This window comes from Plantactinospora mayteni (assembly GCF_016862935.1).
Lineage (GTDB): Bacteria > Actinomycetota > Actinomycetes > Mycobacteriales > Micromonosporaceae > Plantactinospora > Plantactinospora mayteni.
The window spans coordinates 24,707-44,171 of record NZ_BONX01000033.1 but is presented as its reverse complement, the minus strand read 5'-3'; the positions used below and the strand labels follow the sequence as shown (position 1 = coordinate 44,171).

Below are 19,465 nucleotides of genomic sequence, written 5' to 3'. Positions count from 1 at the left end.
GCCACAGCCGACTTCACTCACTGAACTTCGTTCGGCCTACGCCGCCGGCTGCACAGCGCGGTGGCGCACTGGCAGCGGGCGGCGCGGCGGCTGGCTGGTCATAGGGCTCCTTGTAGTGACCTCCATGCCCGGGTGATCACCGGTTCTGGTGTCCATCGCCCATCGACGTCGCTCTGGTGCATCACGTCGAGCATCTGCAGGATTCCTGCGGTGCGCTCCGGATCGGTGCCTGCTTCAGCGCACAGCTGGACCAGTTCCTCCGAGGTGACGGGATCGTCGTATTCAACCAGAAGTTGGAAGGCGGCTTCGACGCGTGAGTCCGTCCGCAGCCCGGTAGCAGCGACAAGTTCACTGGCGCCATCCACCGTCGCAAGAGACGCGGTGATGTGATCACAGATCCGTCGTGGTCGGCTGATCTCACGTGCCTTATCAGCGACATGGTCGAGCAGTAGCAGCCACCCTCCGGTTGCCGCCATCAACTCCGTGTGACTGGCGACGTCGCTAAATGGCGCCAGCAGGTCGTTGTCCGACAACCAGGACCGCAGGCCGACACCCGACACCCGACGCAAGGTCATCACATCGTCGCTGTTGATTGAAGTGCCCGGGCCGGTCAGGGCGTCGAGGATTCCCTCCGCAGTGGCGTCGACGACCACCACCACGGTTCGGGTTGTCCCGGCAGCGGGCTGCATTCGCACCGCCTTGGCAATGGAGTCGATCACCGTTTCGACCTTCGCGGTGGTCAGCGGGCTCAGGACAACGCGGTGCACGCCGCCCGGCTCACCGATCCGTAAGGCGCGCTGGTAGGCGGACGGTCTGTTCGAGACGGCGAGGTCGAACCGCGCGCCGAATCCCTTGTGGGCCTCCTCCAACAACGTACGGACCCGTTCGACGCCAGTGGCGGGAGTACCGACGACGACCCGCACGGAGTTGCCGCTAACGCGGCCCACAAGGCGGGAGATTTGCTGCTCAGTGCACGGCGAGATGAGCCCGCCGTCGAGCCGGCGCCGCGCCTGTTCTGCCGACAGTTTCGTGACCGTGGTGCGCCACTGCGGGCTGCACAGCTCTTCCCAAATTTCGGTCGCCGAACCGAGCAGCCGCAGGACGTTGCTGGACCGTAGCCGCCACTGCCAGCCCGCCGTGACGGCCAGGACACCAAGGTCACGCATCTCCTCCAACAGGGACCTGAACTCATCGGCCCCTTGGCCGGCAAACCCCTCCGGCCACCAGCCCTGACATTCTTCCCGCAGCTTTGACGTGCTCATGGTGCGGTCGGCGCCGTGCTCGAGCGCGGCAAGCGCGACGACGAGGGCGATGAGCTTGTACCGAGAATCGAGGTCGAGAGTCAGATGGACCGTCTGCCGCACACGCCACTGTAGGTCCTCCGATCCGATCACCTGGTCGAGATCATCCTCGCTGATCTCGTAGGGGGGACCACCACGGCGGCGCGACAGCGCCGAGGCCACCAGGGCCTGGCCGACCAGCTGGAGCAATTTCGGCTGATAGTTGCAGTAAGCCAGCACGCGGTGAATCAGTTTGTCGGCAGCGAACCGGATACCCAGAGTCTCCAACGGGATGAACAACAACTGATAGGCGGGCTCCGGACTCAGCGGGCCGATCGCGATCTGCTCGCCTAGGTGCGCGCCGGCCAGTGGCTGGTTGGGCAGGTGCGCGAACCGCTGGACTTGGTGCAAACCGGCGAATACCGGCTTGAACCGGCGGTCGGTACGATCCCGGAGATCGCGCAGCTGCGCGACATGCAGGAATCCTGTCGCAGCATCGGCATCGAAGAACCCGTCGCATTCGTCGATGAGCAGGAGCATCCGGCGGGTGGCATCACCGTCAAGCCAGGCGGTCACCGCTGTGGTAACGTCCTTGGCGGGGTCATGGGTCTTACGTGGTCGCATAATCTTGAGTTCGGTCAGCTTCTCCGCAATCTTCTCCCACAAGACGACGGGGTTGACACGGGTACCGATAGCGTTGGGCAGGGACACGTAGACCGCTACCTGCTTGTCGACGCGCTCGAAACGGCGGGCGGCGTCCTGCAGCAGAGCCGTCTTGCCGAGCTGCCGTCCGCCGTAAAGCAGGTTCGGGCCGTTCGAGGCAATGATCCGGTTACGTTCCGATTTGCGGCCGAAGAACATCTCCGACGGCAGGGCCCCGAGACCTTCCGGGGAATACGGATTCGTGGCAGCGAACGGCAGCAGGATCCGGGCCGTGGCGGTGAACTGGAGGCCACCGTGCATCACAAGATACACCAGGGCGATGTCGTCGAGGACGATGACGGGTTTCTCGCTGCGCTGCGCGCACTCGACCGCCAGCGTGGTGCGCTGGGCGGCCGTCATCGGGGCGAACATCAACACGATGACCGGGTGATCGGTACCGGGGTCCTGAGCGATCCAGCCGAACATGGCACGCACGTCAGGGTCACCCCAGCAGAGCATGATGCGCTGGCGGTCGGCAGCCGCCGACCCGAACTGCGGCACCAGCGTTTCGCCGATGCGACGGACGCCGGTCAAATCCCACCACGCCCGCCGAGAACTGGCCGGTGGGTCCTGCAACTGCCGCAGGGTAAAGAACTCGATCCCGGCCAGACGCAGCGCTGCGGCCAGTGCGCTCTTCTGGACTTTGCTATGGCGAACATCGCGCATGTCGAGCCACACCTGCAGGCCCTCGGCGGCACCAGCTCGTTGCGTGGACGACAGCACGGCGAGGTCAAGTCCGGCGAAGGGTTTCCCTGCGCGGACAGCAGCGATCAGTTCGCGGGTGATCCCACCGGGCATCTGTTCGATCAGCCGAATGAAGTGGCCGAGATCTGCGGAGGGTTCCGCCGTGGGCGGCGCTTCCCCGTGCACGGCCGCGAGCAGGTACTCCTCGGCGGTGGCCAGATCACCAGCATCGATGCGCTCACGGATGGCGGCCAGCAGACCCTCGCTCTCCTCGTCGACAGTCACCTCGTTGTCGACGCGCTTGTGTAGAGCTTCCTGGGCCTCCTGCAGGTACTTCGGCAGGCTCGCGCGAACGTCGAGCAGGTGACCCCTGAGCACTCCGAGGTTCTGGGTCTCCGGCGGGCCGGCAAGCTGGGCGACGTTGGCGGCCTCCAGCAGGCTGCCCACCGTGCTGCTAGCGGTCTCGTTGAGCTGCCCGAGACGGGCGGCCCGGGCAACTTCACCGGCGACGTCGCGGTGCAGCGCCTCCAACTCGGTGTTGGTCCGAGCGGCCGCGGTCGTGAGCCGATCATGCAGGGCACGGGCGCGAGCCGGATCGGTGACAGCGTCGATTATCAAGCCCGCGGTGGCGTACTCTTCGCCGGCCAATCGCCCCTCGAGTGCCTCCTCCCAGCGAGTGGCAGCCGCCGTCCGGACGTCGTCGACGGTGATCGGACGTGCTGGCGTGCCGGCGCTGGTGAACGCTAAGGCCGTGCAGCGCAGAAGATCCTGGTGGAGCACGACGTCGGGATCACGGTCGGCGCCGGCCAGCTCGATTCCATCGAGCATGTCGACGGTGCGCTGCATGTTGTCGCGGCATGCTTGCGCTGCCTCGGCACGCAGCATCGACGGCCCTCCGGACGCTATTTCGAGCAGTTCCTGCTCGGCGGCGGGCCACTGTGCTTTTACCTCCTGGCGCAACGCGGACAGGTGGGCCGGCACGGGCCCCTGGCCGTCGCGGGTCCGCTGGTTGGCACGGACGGCGTCAACCCACTCGCGGACGACGTTCACGGAGGTGTATGCCATCTCCCTCAGCTTGCGCCGGACCTGGCCCTGCAGCGGTCGGCTGCTGTGCGCGCGCAGCCGCGCGTCCTCGCGGGTCAGCAGGTCGTCCAGGTGCTGGCGCTTGGCAAATTTGCGTAGTTCCTCGGTCACCGATTCGAGCTCGGCTCTGCGGTCGTGGGCAGCCGCGTCCAACAGCCGCCCGATGAGGCCGGTACGCGACCACCACATCTCCGCGATATGGTTCGCTGGTACGAACTCCAGTGTGCGGCGGCGGTCCCGTTCGTACTTCGCCGCATCGACTGTCGCAGCGATGTCGTTGTCCGCGCCGGCGAGCGGTGCAAGCGCGGTGAGCACCGCCGGGTCGGACAGCCATCCGTGCGCCGAGGCGTTGCCGATCGTGGCGCACATCGTGGCGAGGCTGGGAAACTGGGGCAGCACCCGGATGAGGGCCAGGACGATTTCTCCGCTGAACGCCTCGGCGGTCACCAGGCACGCCCGGACGGCTCCGGCGAGTAGCAGCAACTGGGCTGCCGGATCGCCGGACGGGATGTTGTTCTGTTCGGTCTCTAGTGCGGTTCGGAGGGCGCCGGCCGTGGGCGCTGTCTCGCTGCGGACGGCGTCGGCGAGGGCCAGAATGCGGAGGGCGTCGGCACGCCGGCGGTCCCCGCATGCAGCTGCGGCGTGGAAGGCGAGGCTCAACCGACCTGCGCCGAGTAGCTCCCGGACCAACTCGCGGCCGGCGGCGTGGTCGATGGTGTCGGCCTGCCCGTCGTCGGGCTCGGCATCGTTCGGTTGAGCGCTGTCGGTATGCCCGTTACCCGCATGCGACTCGGGTGCCGGCGCCAGCGGCTGCGGCGGTCCGCCGGTCACCGATGGGGCCCGTACGGTAACGGATGTGGGGGCGGGTGCGGGTGCCGGATCCGGGGGTGTGAGCGGTTCATTAGTCCGGGTGATGACGGGCGCGTCTGCTGGATCGCTTGCGGGATCCGGTGCCGACACGATCTCCTGTTGAGGTAGGTTTGCCGGGCTGGGCTCGATCACGCCAACGGTGCCGAGCGGTCCGACATGTAGCTGGCCGACCAGGGCCGCGAACCGCAGCTTTTCGAGGTTGTCCGGCAGGTTCTGCTCGGCAGCGGTGAGGGCGGTAGCCAGCGCTTGCGAGTCCTTGGCAGCGACCGCAGCGACCAGGTCCAGTAACGCTTGTAGACCTGCAGCGTACTGCTGTTGCTCGGTAGTCCATGTCGGGGCTGCCGTCAGCGCGGTGGCCAGTGCGGCCGCGTCAGCGAGGCGGGTACGTTCGGTCTCAGGTCCGGTGAGAGCGGCGAACGCGGCGATCCGGGCGCGCTGGTCGCTGAGCTGGAGGGCGTTGGCGGCGGCGGTGAGTTCGCTAAGCAGGTGTTCGACGGTGAGCGGGCCGGGTACGGACCGACCCGTCTGGATGAGCAGGTCCCGCACCGCGTAGGCCGCATGTATGAACGTGGTGATCGGCCGTAGTGTGTCCAGGTCGGGCACTTTTCCGCTGCTGATCGAGGCCGCGAGGGTGGTGGCCGCCTGCCGTGCGGCGTACTGCTGCTCGGTTAGGGCCGTAGCGGCGTCGGTCAACTCCTGTTCTTTTGTTGCGGCACTCTCACTGGGGGCGCTGTCGCTGGGTTCGTGGGTAGGTTGACTGGACACGTTGGCGGGTCCTTGGGGTGTCGGCGCAGCGCTGGTGGTGGGCGACGCTAGCGAGTCGGGGTTGCTGGTGTTCTCGCGGACCGGGTTGTCGTCGAGGTTTTCGTCAAAGGATGATGGCTCACGGGTGTCCTGGTGGAGAGCGGCGGCGACGTGTGCCCAAACGTCTTCCAGCTGACGACATGCAGCGGTTATGCCGCTCAGTACCGCCTGGGGCCAGCTTGGTAGGGCTAGGCCGTTGTCGATGCCAAGGCGCAGCGCGACGGTCATGGCCCAGGAGTCGTGGCCGTATGACAGTAACGCCAGGCGCATCGCGGTGGCCTGGTTTGGGTCTTGTGTCACGGCCGCCTGCACGGCGTGTTCCCGGTCCTGTTCGTCCTGCGCGGCGTGCCACGCGGCTTCAATGCCGTTGGCGACGATGGCGGTCAGGAATCGTCCCGCCCGGACTCGATTGGCCTCCGGCCATCTGCACAGCTTCGCCAGGCCCATTCGGGCCGCAACGGTCGTGGGCCGTTTCACTGCGGGAACGCCCAGATCGGTCAGGAATTTGGTGCGGTCGGGGTTGGGTGTCTGCCATACCAGGCCGGTGAACTCCTCGCTCGTGAGGGATTCGAATATCTCGGCTATCGGATCGCCGAGATTTGCCAGCTCATCGTTGAGATTCTTGATTGCGGCGCTGCGGGCGGCGACTAGTTCGGGCTCCAGGTTTCCAGAGCAGGCCGGGCAGTCGTCGTGGTGGGGGCGCTGGCGTCGACGGTGACGCCGCCCGGAGGCAACCATCGTGTGTGGCCTCGCTCTCGGTACTCGGGCTCGGCACGGGCGGTGCGAGCAGACGGGCATCTGCGTATGCCTGGTCGGCTAACGGCTGCCACCTCAGGGTTGCGGTGCCGTATCAGCGAGCCGGAGCAGGCTGTGCTGGTCCGAGGAGCCCCGCAAGGCGCCGCGTACGAACGTGTAACCCTCGATCAGGGTGGTGTCCGCATCCGGTCCCCGGATTTTGGTGATCCACTCGGCGTATGCCTGCCGGGCTTGGTCACTGGCCTGATGCCCGGCCGGCAGGGTTCGGAGGAACGGCGGTACCCAGTACTCGCGGACGTGGCCAACCAGCACCTGGCGCCGGTGGGCGGCGGCGCTGTGTTGCTCGGCCTGCCGGCGCGCGGTGTGGTTGGGCCACCAGACGTAGGTGTCCGGGCCGCCGCTTCCGGGCCGGTCCGGGTCGCCGACGTTGCGTTCGCATGTTAGCCGTCCGGCATCGACTAGTCGGTCGCATGTGTAGATCACCTCCCACATCAGGGGCGGCGCCACGAGATCGGGGCCGAAGAGCGCGGCGAAAAGCTGCGGGCCGGTGAGGCGACGCGCTCCGAACGCTCCTGTCGTGCCGTGTCGGCGCAGCGCGGCGATGACCAGACCGCGCAGTTGGGTGACGCCTCGGTGCCGATCCGGAACGGATGCCTGCGGTACGTCGTCCGGTTCCGCCGGTCGCGGAATGGCGTCGTCCGGCTCCTCAGCGCCAAGAGCGGCGGCGAGTATACGCAGGTTGGCGTCCCATCGGTACTGGTCGCCAAAGGTTAAGGGTTGCTCGAGCAGGGTGGTGGTGGCCGCGATGCGGGTCGCGTCCCGGGTTACCGCCACGGTGACCTTGATCCCGGGGTAGAAGCTCCATGGCCAGTCGACACCGTGCAGGACGATGCCGTCGCGGACAACGTGCTGGACCTGTTCGGCGTCGTCCAGGGGTTCACCGTCGTGGTGCAGTTCGAGAATCAGCGGTCCACTGGTGGCCAGAACGGCGGCCGCGGGCTCTGCCAGCGGGAGTTCGCCAGAGTCCCAGTGGGTTTCGTTTAGGGCGATCGTGTAGACGACGAGGCTGTCGTGGACCACCGTTAATTCGGTCAGGTCAAGGGTGTTCGCCGCCTGGGTCTGCTCGTTGTGCTGAGGTGGTTCGTCTGGCTCTGGTGCCGCCTGGCGATGGGCGTGCGGCTCGGGTTGGAACTCATCGTCGCGGTCATTGGACGGCGGTGTTCGCATGGCTTGCTGGTAGCCCAGGCCGAGCGGTGTGCGTGGGTCGGTTGTCTGCACAGTGGCGGGCAGCGGGCAGCGTTGAGCTCGCCACAGCCCGCCGGCTTGCCAGGTGTCGTCGATACGCAGGTGGGTGCCGCCGGGCAGTACGCCGTCCGTGGCGTCGGCAGCGAGGTCCGCCGCGACCAGATTGGCGTGGAGCACGATGTCAGCGGCGCCGACCTGGTCGAGTGGATCTTCGTCGGCGTCATTCCTGCTGTCGGCGCGGGTGGACAGCAGCGGCCAGACGCCGGTATAGCGCGGCTGGTCAGCGGTACGGCTGAGGGTGTGGACGATGTCATCGATGTCGATGTCGGTGGTGGGCGAGCCGGCCCGGCGGTACTGGTCGAACCGTGATCGCGGGGTGGCGTACTCGTGCCAGCGACGCAGCGTGTCGGCACGGTCGAGCAGGGTGTTGATGGTGTCCATTGCCTGCTGCAGGGCGGCGGCAAGCACCTGGTTGTCGTCGGCGTTGGTGAGCAGACCGCCGAGTGGCCCGCCGAGCAGCAATGCTCGTGCCGGGCCGAGCAGGTACTGCGTGTAAAGAGCCATGTCGTCGCGGCTGTCCGGGCCGTGAGGTGGATACTGGACCAGCCCGGTGAGGTGGCCCCGCCGATCCAGCAGCGTCCCTCGCCGCTTTAGACGGTACAGCTCGGTGTACTCGGCGGGTGTGAGTGGGGCACCGAAGGCCTCCACATCGACGATGATCCGCTCCGGCACGACCCGGCCGCCGTCGCCGTCGGCGCTTGGCTGCCCGGGTGGGGCGCCGGAGAGTGCGGCGGGGGCCCACCCGTCGTCGTCTATCGCGGGGTCGGCGCCGTAACGGGCGACGACCTCGGCCCATAAGGAGCGCCGGCCGCCGCGGTCGATGCGTACGAACGTGCCGACAGGCAGTACGGGCAGCTGCTGCCCGGCGCTCAGGAGTACGAATAGCTCCGGGTCCAGGACCTCGGCCCGGTAGCCGTGCGTCTGTAGGTCGAAGCCGAAGTACAGGGCGTTGAAGGCGGTGCAGGTGTGCAACGGCGCGCGGCGGGCCCCGGCCACCTGCGTGAGGTAGTCGACGATCCGGGCACTCAGGCCGTCGGGGACGACGCCGGGCCCCAGCAGCAGTTCCGGCACGAACAGCGGCTCGTCGTGGAAGGGCCGCCACACCTTGGCTGCGGTCACTGTCACGGGGCCACCGTCCGATTCGCCGTTGCGCGGGCCGCGTCGCGTTCGACGTGGCGGCGCAGCCGCCACACTCTGCCGTTCGCCACGAGCTCGCTGCGGGCGGCGAGTTGCGTGACGGCTTCTTCTACGTGGCCGATTTGGATGCCGGGGTCGACGCCGCGCAGGCGGTGATAGAGCAGGCTTGGCCACAGGGGCCGGCGGCGGCCAGATTGCGCCGATAGGTAGGTCTCGTCGCCGTGCAGCACCCGGTGGATCATGCCGACGGTCAGCCCGCGGTGGTTGTCCCACAGCAGGGACCGCACGTACCGCTGGACCGCGTCGCGGTAGGGGGCGGCGTCACGGCGTGCTGTGGGCCGCGGCCGTGGCGTGTTCAGGGCGGCGAGCAGTGCCGGGGTAGCGTTCTGTTCGCTGCTGGTCGACCAACAGCTGGAGCAGCGGCAGGCTGTGGTGGAGCAGACGCCGTCGGACAGCGACGGCGCGCCTGTAAGCGAGAAGTAGGCGGCGAAGCCGGTGTTGGCGCAGTCGGTCGCGGCGTACCAGGTGCGCAGATCTTGTAAGTCGTGGATCAGGCGGTCGCGGTGGCCGGTCATCCGGCGGTAGTAGTCGTCCGGCAGCGTCGCGGTGCCGCGGCGTGGCTGGACGGAGATCAGGGTGCGGTTGTTGCCGGCCTGGGAGATGTCCGCGATACCGAAGTCGTGCAGGGTGGCCAGCACCGCCCAGGTCTGTGCCGGGTCGTCGGCGACGAGTCGGTAGCCGGGCACCTGGTTGGTGAGCCGGAGGTGCAGGTCGACGACCCGGTGCCGGCCCGGCTGCTCGGCCGCCAAGCCGGTAACCGTGGACGCGGCGGCGGTCAGGATGTGCTCGTCGCAGCGGGCCGGATCGTCGATCGGCGTCAGCACCACCGTCGCGGGAAAGTCGCCATTGTCGTCGACGACTCCGAGGTCGGCGAGGACGGTCAGTGCCCGGATGACAGTGGCCCGGTATTGCGACACGGTCGCCGGGCGTCGCGCGGCGTCGCGGGTAAGCCGCCTGGCGGCGAAGTCTGCGCCGATGCAGGCGTCGGTGACACGATCAGGGTCCAGGACACCGCCGGCGCGGGCCGCTGTCAACACGGCTCTGCCGATCGCGCGCAGGCTCGCCGCCGGTAGCCCTTGGGCAGCCATCCACGCCACGGTCCGGAACCCGCGGCCGGTGCCCAGGGCCAGTCCGTAGGACGCGGCGGTGAGCTGCGCGGGGTGACGGCCGGCCTGGTCTCGGCCGGCCCGACCGAGCTGCTGGTAGAGGGCGGCCAGATCGGTGGGCGGCGATACCACGAACACGCAGCGGATATCGCGGCGGTTGACGCCCAGGCCGAAGGCGCTGGTCGCGATGATCAGCAACGGCGCGTATCCCTCTTCGTGTTTGGCTGGGGCGTCACGGAACTCGGTGAGCACTGCGGCTTTCTCGGTCTCGGAGAGCCGGCCGTGAAAGCGGCGCACCCGGTGTGTTCCGTCGCCGACGAACTCGCGCAAGTGGGCGTAGACCGCGTCGACCTCCTTGACGGTGAGGCAGTAGAAGATGGCGTGTTCGTCGCAGGCGGACGCGATCGCTTCGGTCAGCCCTGCGACCGCGTTCGGGCCGGCGGCCTGCAGGGTGCGTCGGTAGATCGCCAGTTCGGGCCGCAGCGGGTCCGCGGCGACCGTAACCAAGGTTTCGTCGGAGCTGGGCGTGGCGGGCAAGCCGAGCAGGCCGACCCGCAGCCCTTCCCGCACTGCTCGGTTCGCGGTGGCGGTTACTGCGGTGACGCGCACGCCGTGTCGGGTGCGCAGCTCGGCTAGCAGCTGCGCCGCCCGCCGGAAGCTGGGCCGGAAGTCGTCGCCCCACTGTACGAAGGTGTGCGCCTCGTCGACCGCGACCCGCTTCACGATCCCGGCGGCAGCGGCCGTCCGCAACAGTTCCTGGAAACGCCGGTTACCCAGCCGCTCCGGCGACACGTAAACAATCTTGATACCGCGCTCGGCGGTGCCGGTGAGTTCCTCGGCGACCTCGGTCTTGCCGCGCCGGCTGTTCGACTCGGTCATCGGGCCCACCAGTGCCCGGACCGCGCCTCCGATGGTGGCGTTGAGTTCCAGCGCCTGATCGGCCATCAACGCGACCAGCGGTGACACGACCACGGTGACACCTGGCAGCGCCAGGGCCGGCAGTTGGAACGTGTAGGACTTGCCGAAGCCGGTTGGCAGCAGCGCCAGCACATCGTGTCCGGCGGCGACGGCACGGACGACTTGCTCCTGTTGTGGCCGCAATGACAGCGGAGCGTCACGGAACCGCAGGTAGCCGCCGATCGCGGCGCAGCGGTCCACGAGTAGCTGCGGCAGTGTGCCGTCGGCACGAGCTGCCTCCTCCTGCTCCGGGCTCAGCTGCGCCTGCCGGATCTTTCGGGTAGCTGGCAGCAGCGTGTGCTCGGCTAACGCTTCGGGCTGGCACAGCCGGCTCACGCGATCGGCGGACAACACGCCACCGTCGCCGAGGAACTGCCAGATCCGGGCCCAGCCGTCGGCCATCGTCGTCAGGTTCGCGCCAGCGGCTTCGCCGGTATCCGGGTCGGGGAGCAGCAGCGCCGGGTCGAGTGACTCAAGGAAGACGCGCCGGTAGCTGCGACGCAGCGCGGTCCGGCCGGCCAGCTTCCGATCGCTGATCACGATCACGCCGCGGTGGTGCCGGGAACGGATCAGCCGGCCCACCGCCTGGCGCAGGTCCATTGCCGCCAGCGGCAGATAGTAGGCCTCGGTCGCGATCCGGTCGGGGTCGGGATGCCCGGCATCGTCGGCACGGCGGGCGACGGCGGCGCGGCGCGCGGCGATGACCGGGTCCGCGAACGGCGCGAACGGCAGCTTGTTGATCCATACCAGGGACAGCCGGTTGGCCGGGAAGTCCACGCCTTGCCACATGCCGCGGGTCGCGACGCAGAAGCCGCCGGATTCGGTGAAGGCGCGGGCCGCGCGGGCGTTACCAAGCAGCGGCGCGGACGCCACCGGAACGTCCGGCGAGACTGTCGACAACTGCTCCTGCAACCGTTCGGTTATCGCCGCCGCAGCCCGGGTTGCGGTGGTCAGCACCAGCGCCCCACGGGTAAACGCGGCATCGTAGAGGCCCGCGTGGTCCGGGTCGGGACGGACAATTTCCCGTGCGTAGCCCGCTAGCTGGTGGGCGACGGTACGCACCGCGCCGTCGGCCTGCTCCGCCCAGCTCGGAAAATCAGTGAAACAGACCAGCCTGGCCTGACGGGCCAGATCGAACGGCCCAGGCAGCGAGTGGGCATCGACGTCTGCACCGAGGCCGAGCCGTTCCCGGATGTACGACCATCGCCCGGCCACCTGCAGCGTCGCCGACACGTAGAAGATCCGCGCGAAACGCTGCCGCGTCGACAGCCACCGCGGGTCCCGGGCCAGCTCGATCGGTGCCGAGGCCAGCGAGAAGCCGTACCGGCGCACGGATGTGCTGACACCAGCGATGTCGTGCTCGACGGCATACACCACCCGGTTGCCCAGCTCTACCGCGAGCAGCGGAATCTGCGTGCCATCCAGCACGTCGTCGTCTGCGTCGAGCTGCTCTTCGTCGGCCCCGACGGCACCGGCGACTTCCCCGTCCGCGTCGTCGGTGCCGTCGGCGTTGTCCTCATCACGACCGAGATCGGGGTCAACGGTCGCGGCCGAGTCCGGCGTGGCAGGCGGATCCAGAATGCTCCGGGCGTCGCCGATGATGCGGGTAGCCGCGTCGGCTAGCCGCGCGACCCGGGTTGCAAGAGCACCGGCCCGCTCCCGTTCCCACCACGACGCGGACCGCATTTCGGGCGATTGCAGGTGGCCGGCCATCTGTCGGTGTACGCGTTCGGCGAGCGTCGCCACCGTAGCCAGGCGCGACAACAGCTGCCGGGCGGGCGCGTCACCGCCCAGGCCACCGAATGGACTCGCCAGCGTCGCCGCCCGGCTACCGGGCTCACCACCAGCAGTGTCGAAGACCGCCTGTCCTGCGCGGGGCAAGATCTCGGTGTCGAGGTGAGCCTCCAGGTCGGTGATCAACTCGCCCAACGACCGGAGCGCGGCCGACTGTTCACTCAACCAGCGGCGCAGGTCGGTGACCAGATTCTCCAGCAGCCGGTACTCCACCACCGCGCTGGCCGCAGCGGTGACGGCCTGCTCCAGCGAATGCGCCTCGTCAACAATCAGCAGCGTCGTCTCGCCGAACACGTCCGGCCGGCTCATCAGCAGAGCGTGGTTGGCGACGACGAGGCGATGCCCAGCCAGCGCCTCACCCACCGTGTCGGTCATCGCCGCCAGCGGCGACCCGGAGGCACGGCCGTAGTCGTCGGCGTCCTGGCTGACACTACGCAACCAGGAGGACAGCACCGGCCCGTACGACGCCTCGATGTACTCCGTCAGGAATACGGGCAGGTCGACCGGGTCCGCGCTGCGAGCCAGCCAACCCTGCGGCGCCGTGGTCGGGGTGACGAGCCGGTGCGCCAGGTAGACAAGCAGCTCACGGTAGCCCGGTTGCGTGGCGAACCGAGTCCGACCCAGCCGGCTCCGCGGCGGGACGGCCTGGGCCGCCCCGGCGGCGTCGGTGAGTGCGGCGACCAGCCCGCGCAGCGACAGCCGGTTCGCCGCGCCCTTGACGAGATCCGCCATGTCATCGAGTCCGACGATTACATCGGCGAGCCGGTCAATATCGCCAGCCAGCTGCGTCTGCAATGCCTTGGTATAGGTCGCGATGACCACCCGTCGGCGCGGGTCGCCGCTAAGCCATTGCAGCGCGGTCGCGAGCACCGCGAAACTCTTGCCAGTGCCTGTCGGTGCCTCGCATAACGCGTCACGCCCGGCACGGATCTGCCCGGCCAGCAGAGCCGACATCTGCTGCTGTGCGGCCCGCCGCTCCACCCTGCCGGACACGGCGGCCTGCGCCAACGCGTGCGGATCGACGTCACCGTCGCTGCCACGCACCGCGTCGGGAAGGCGCAACGCTGCCCGTCGGCGGCCCCGCCGTATCGGCTCGTAACCGCCGCCAGCCGCATTGAGGCCGGTCAGGGCATCGGCGAGGGTCTGCGCCACCGTCAGGTCGTCGATGGCCGGAGGGGTGGACCGCTCGGGAAGCAGCGATGTAATCAGATCCCAGGCGGCGGAACCTGCGCCGATGGCGCACAGCAGATGCCGCAGCCCCGGGTCCCAGCCCAGCACGGTGTCGGCTGCCTGCCGCAGCAGCCGGGCGGTGAGCTCGGCATCGTCGACAGCGTCGTGCCACCGCAGGCCGCCGCGTTCGACCCCGACGGCGTCGGCGATTTCAGCCAACCGGTACGAGCCGGCCTGAGGCCAGACCGTGTGAGCGAGGTAGAGCGCGTCGGCCCGGCGGGGACCGCCGAACGGGGGTTGCTCGGCCCGGGCGGCGGCATCATCAAGCATCGGGAAGTCTGCGCCGCTGCCGTTGTAGGCAATCAGAACGTCAACGTCGGCGAGATAGTGACGCAACGCAACGAGCGCTTCGGCTGGCTCGACCGCAGCGTCCACGTACCGTTTGAGGATCTCGGCCGAACGTACCTGCTGTTCCCAATCCGGACCCGGCAGCTTCATCCACACCTCGAAGCAAGGGTCCGCGCTCGCCCAGGCCTTGTCGGCGGACAACCGGACGGCACCTAGCTGATAGATCCGTCGGTCGCCCTGCGGGTGGTCTGCGCTCGCCCGAACCACGGCTTCCACATCTACGATCACCGCCCGCAGGGGCCCGGGCTGACGCTGCGCCGCAGCAGTCTGGATGGGTGTATCGGTTGCGGGGCCAACTGCGGACAGCGTCCCGCCGTCGTCGCGGATCAAGCCACCTGCGACTGCCCTCGCTAGAACACTCTGAACGCGGGAAACCGTTGCGCCCGCCCACTGACGTTGCGCGGCAGCCACCAGGCTGCCGCTGTCGCAGGGCCCGATGTGCCGCAGCAACGCCTGCAACTGCTGCTCGCGCGTGCCTGCCTTGTTCGTACAACCACCCCATCGACTCGATGCGGAATGTGTCCCCCCGCTGCCCTACCGTTCGAAGGTAGGGCCCGCCGATCTATAGGTGAGGTGCCGCCGATGGCGCTGGCGGCTTGCGACAGTTTTCCGTTGTGTCGCCTGGATGTCGAACCCGTGTCGGACAATTGACAGAACCTGCAGGGCCTTATTCTTGATCCTTAGCTGTCGCGCTGCCCGTCCGGACCTCACCCTCCGTGCAGAGACAACAGGCCACCGATCTCGGGGCCTCAGGTCAAGCCGGATTCGAGGCCACGCCGGCGTAGGCCAAGATCGCTCCAGACTAAGTTCGTACCGTACCGTCATATCGCCGCCCGCCGCAGTCCCCGGTCAACCTGCGACGGAATGGCTTGTCAGGCTCGGGTCGGCTATCAACTCGCCATCACGATCCCCCTCGAGCAGTAGCTTGATTCATATCTACCTACCGCGACGAAGATCGACCTCGGTCCGACGGCCCTTTCAGTGCGGCCAGCGAACCGCGCGAGACGGCGTGCGGCCGACCTACCCCGGGTGATTCGAACCTCCTACTCCGGCTACCCGTCTGGCCGCTCTCGGCCTGGCGAATACCACACCTGGCCGGACAGGCAACGTCCAATGCCTGAAATCATGATCCCGCAGCTCTCGCCTTGAAGCCGCCGAAGTAGGGGGCGCCCAGGGTTTCCGGTTGGCGCTCTCGTCAACAAGCGGGCTGAACTGGACCAACTCACCGAAGCGGTGCCACGACCGCCCGAGGCCACGACCCCTGATCACCGCTTGGAAGCCCTCGCTATCCACCATGAATGACCCTTACTCGACGGATAACGAGTATTCCTGTCAAACACGGTCATGTACCCCTTTCGGCTTCGCGACCATAGGCCCACACCAGATCTAGGGGGAGATCATGAACAGTCAGGGTGTGATCGTGAAGCGGTGCCGGTGTGTGGATCCGGTGACGGGCCGGGCGCGGGGTAGGTCCTGTCCGCAGTTGTTGGAGCGTGGGCATGGCACCTGGTATTTCCACTGCTCGATTCGGGATCTGCTCGGGCAGGTGGGGCGGGTGCGTCGGGGTGGCTTTCCGTCGGAGGCGGCGGCCCGGCGGGCGCGTGACGAGTTGCTGGCGCTGTCCCGGGAGGAGCAGGCGGGCCGGTCGTGGACGGTTGCCCGCTGGTTGCGGTACTGGCTGTCGACCAGGAGCCGGATCCGGCCGACGACCCGGATGCACTACACCCGCGATGTCGAGCATTTCCTGATCCCGCACATCGGCCAGCTGATCCTCGGCGAGTTGACGTCGCGGCAGCTCAACACGGCGTTCACGCAGATCGCGTCGACGCGGAACCGGTCCGGGCAGCCGCAGACCGCCTGCACCCTGCAGCACGTCCACACCACGCTGCGGGCGGCGCTGTCCGCCGCGGTCCGCGAAGGTCTGATCGTCGACAACCCGGCCCGGCGGGTGGAACTACCCGCCCGCCCACGCCCGCATGCCCTGGTGTGGACCGAGGCCCGCGTCGCCGAATGGCAGGCCACCGGGCAGCGGCCCACCGTCGCGGTCTGGACACCCACCCAGTTGGCGAGCTTTCTCGACTACGTCCGGGACGACAACCTGTTCGCCCTGTGGTGGCTGATCGCCCTGCGCGGGCTGCGCAGGGGTGAGGCCGCCGGCCTGCGCTGGACCGAGGTCGACCTGCACGAGGGCCAACTGTCGGTGGTGCGGCAGCGGACCACCGCCGGCTACGACGTACACGAAGGGCCACCGAAGTCGGCGTCCAGCCGGCGGTCCGTCGCCCTGGACCAGCACACCGTCCGGGTACTACGCCAACACCGCGACCGGCAGCGCCAGCGGCGGGCCGCGCGGGCCGAGGCGGGGAAGGTGTGTCACGACAGCGGTTACGTGTTTACCGGCCCCGACGGGCTGCCAATCCACCCCGGTTACCTCACCCAACGCCTACGGCTGCTCGTCGATCGGGCGGGACTGCCGCCGATCCGGCTGCACGACCTGCGGCACGGCGCCGCCACCTTGGCCTGCGCCGCCGGCGCCGACCTGAAAGGGGTCCAGGACCAGCTCGGCCACGCCACCATCGTGCTGACCGCCGACACCTACACCAGCGTCCTGCCCGAGTCACAGCGTGCGGCGGCCGAAGCCACCGCCCGCCTCGTCCTCGACGCCGGCAAACCCAGCGAAGAGATCCGACGTCAACTGCGCCACGGCCGGGACACACCGCAGGAGCCTGCCGTGGCCGCGCAGGAGCGGCCGGCAGGTGGATGCCGGCCGCGCTGGAGGCCGTCTCGGGCTTCGGGGGCGGCCGGGCTTCGGGCTTCGTACCGTCGCCGGGCCGGTCGGGCACACGGATCCGGTTGACCGTACGCGTTCCTCGGACCCTGGCCGTTCTGGTAACGGTGGTGCGGGAACGTGGGTGTGGGCCGTAGGCTCCGGTCCTCGGTCGCCTGGCCTTGAGTTGTCGGGCGCGGGCGGAGGAGCGGTGCGGGTGGCCCAGTTGGAAGACCTTGTGTCGCAGGTGTGGAGTCCGAGCACCCGGCCGCTGGTCGAGGAGGCGTGGCGCTGCTACAACTCCGGCGCGATCCGGGCCAGCATCGCGGCCACGTGGACCGCCGTCACCGCGGACATCATCACCAAACTCACCCGGCTCGCCGACGACGGTGACAACGCGGCCGTCCCGTTCCGCGACGAGGTCGCCAGAGCCCGGGCCAACGGCCTGACCAGAGAAGGCGTACGGGCCATGCAGAACATCGAGGCGACGCTGCTGGACAAGGCCGCCAGCTTGGAGCTGATCGACACGATCGGCGTGCGCGAGTTGGAGCGGATCCGTGAGGACCGCAACCTTTGCGTGCATCCGTCGCTACGCGGAGATGGGGACGTGTACGAACCGCGACCAGAGGTCGCCCGCGGGCACCTCGCGGTGGCCCTGACGACGCTGCTGACCCACCCGCCAATCCAGGGCGGCAAGGTCCTGGAGGCGTTCACCGCCTACATCTGCGACCCGTTGTTCGTGCCGACGCTGCCACACATTCGGGCCACGTTCTTTGACCGCGTCCGGGTCGCCACCCGGCGGACCCTGGCCCGGTTCGCCGCCAAGCACGCGGTACTCGAGATCGGGCCGATCGGTCAACTTCCGGCGGCCGAGCACGCCGACCGGATGGCCGCAGCGCTCAGGGCGTTCGCAGGACGGGACCGCGAGCTGGTGCGCGAGGTGGTCGCGGAACAACGTGACAAGTTCCATGTGCTCGGCGGCGGTCCACAGCTTCGAGCGCTGACCCGGCTCGGCGACCAGGACTACTTCTGGGGCCTCGTGGACGAGCCTCTCACCGAGCGGCTACGAGAGATGCTGGTAGCTCCGGCCCCAGTCGCCTGGGAACCACTTCCGGTCGACGTCACCGCCAGTCTCGCCCTGGTCCGCAGCCCGTACGTCCGCGAACGGATACCGAGCCTGGTGACCCGCTTCGACGCCTTGTCGACGTTCCACCGGATGGCGGTCGTTGAGGCAAGTCCGGACCCGTACTTCGTCCCCATGGTCGCCGCGCTCCTCAAGGAGGCGGTCAACTACCGCATGGGCGAGCGAGCCGGTCGGATCCTCGTGCAGCACGCGCCGTTCCTCACGGTCGAGGCACTCGGGGCGGCGCTCGCCGCATGGTACGACAACAAGGAGTGCCGGCACGCCACCGACATGCCGGAGTTCGCCGTCGCGCTGTTCCACGGCACAACGCACCTCGGTCCGGCCGGAGCAGCAGCCTTCGTCGCGTTCCTAACCAAGGTGCAGGAGCATGAGGAACCAGGCACCTACTACAGCTATCCAGGGCTCGACACGGCCCTTCAAACGGCCGGATATCCACCGCCGCATCGGCCGATGGCACCTCGGCCGCCGCTCCAACCCAGCTCCGATCGCAGTTGAGGGAGAAAGATGGCCGGATCAGCCGCGTCAGGAGGCTCGTTCAGCGGATCGACGGATGTCGCCGCACGCCATCTGTCGGTGCTGCGGCGGTTCACGTTGCGGGCCCGGCGGGTGGAGGGGCATTCGCTCGCCTCGGACAGGGAGAGGATCCTGGTTTGGGCCAAGGGCACGGGTACGTTGACGTTCGAGCCGGCGTCGGGCAAAGCGGTGGCCAGGTGGGACCTGCCCGACGAGGAAGCGTTTGACTCGCTCGCGGCCCGATGCCGCCCCTTCCTCCTCAACCGTGATCCGGTCTATCACGGCAAGGTGATGAACGCCCTCGGGTTCTTTCTTCAGAGCGCGCCCGACGACCTCCAGCAGCAGCATCAGACACTCCGCGCAGGCTGGCGGCTGCTAGACCTTGCGGACCTAGGCACCCTCGGCTACGAGTCACGAGCCAGCTCAGTTACGGGGCCGTTGGGCGAACTGGTGACGGACAAGAAGTTGGCTTACGCCTGGCTCTACGGCGACCTCGTGCACGCCGACGAGGCGACGGAGGATCGTGTACACGGCCACGACATCGACGCCCGCTTCCAGGCGGGGGTCCTCCTCATCACCAACGTCGCAGTCAAGGCGATCATGACTCTCAGCTTCCTCAAGCAGGTGCGGTCGGAGGGGTTCGTCGGCCTCGAAGAGGAGGTTCTCACTGAACGAGTTGTCGCGCGGCCTCAACGGGATTTGACGATCACGAAGTTCGCTACCGCTCCTGTCGGAACGCCAACGGCTGCCATCGAAGCCCTTCTGGACCGGAGTGCTACTCGTGCTGACGGCGACAGTGCCGAGGTGACGTGACGCGGGATCGGCGTCACGGTCGAATGCCGGCTTCCGTCACTCGTCGGGCTTCGGGCAGCGCGTGTATGAGAAGAGTCGCGGCCGGGACAGTAGCTCCCATCAGTGCGTAGACGAG

The 19,465-nt window shown here is 68.3% G+C and carries 6 protein-coding genes; 3 read left to right on the top strand and 3 right to left on the bottom strand.

The genetic code is table 11. The annotated features are described in order from the left end of the window. Positions 1-98: 98 nt before the first annotated feature. From Pma05_RS23900 to Pma05_RS23890, 3 genes are all read right to left on the bottom strand, one after another. Positions 99-6,161 (bottom strand): alpha-amylase family protein, encoded by a 6,063-nt coding sequence (locus Pma05_RS23900; protein WP_203859704.1) that lies wholly within the window; start codon positions 6,159-6,161, stop codon positions 99-101. A gap of 93 nt (positions 6,162-6,254) precedes the next feature. Continuing rightward, positions 6,255-8,609, bottom strand: a complete 2,355-nt coding sequence (locus Pma05_RS23895) for a hypothetical protein (protein WP_203859703.1) — start codon at positions 8,607-8,609, stop codon at positions 6,255-6,257. Then, complete coding sequence (locus tag Pma05_RS23890; protein WP_239312973.1) at positions 8,606-14,446, bottom strand: DEAD/DEAH box helicase; 5,841 nt, start codon at positions 14,444-14,446, stop codon at positions 8,606-8,608. Before Pma05_RS23890 ends, Pma05_RS23895 begins: the two co-directional genes overlap by 4 nt. A 1,153-nt stretch (positions 14,447-15,599) precedes the next feature. Here Pma05_RS23890 and Pma05_RS23885 point away from each other — a divergent pair. The 3 genes from Pma05_RS23885 (at position 15,600) to Pma05_RS23875 (ending at position 19,350) form a co-directional block, all read left to right on the top strand. Then, on the top strand, positions 15,600-16,970 hold the full coding sequence (locus tag Pma05_RS23885; protein ID WP_239312971.1) for a site-specific integrase: 1,371 nt from the start codon (positions 15,600-15,602) through the stop codon (positions 16,968-16,970). A gap of 127 nt (positions 16,971-17,097) precedes the next feature. Next, the gene (locus Pma05_RS23880; RefSeq protein ID WP_203859701.1) at positions 17,098-18,519 is read left to right on the top strand and encodes a hypothetical protein; all 1,422 of its coding nucleotides are present in this window, start codon (positions 17,098-17,100) and stop codon (positions 18,517-18,519) included. Positions 18,520-18,528: 9 nt separating this feature from the next. Next, positions 18,529-19,350, top strand: coding sequence for a hypothetical protein (locus Pma05_RS23875; protein ID WP_203859700.1), 822 nt, complete (start codon positions 18,529-18,531; stop codon positions 19,348-19,350). Positions 19,351-19,465: the final 115 nt, after the last annotated feature.

Excerpts from the sequence above, each read along its gene's own strand:
- Pma05_RS23900 (WP_203859704.1), bottom strand. The coding sequence starts at position 6,161 with ATGGTTGCCTCCGGGCGGCGTCACCGTCGACGCCAGCGCCCCCACCAC.
- Pma05_RS23875 (WP_203859700.1), top strand. The coding sequence starts at position 18,529 with ATGGCCGGATCAGCCGCGTCAGGAGGCTCGTTCAGCGGATCGACGGAT.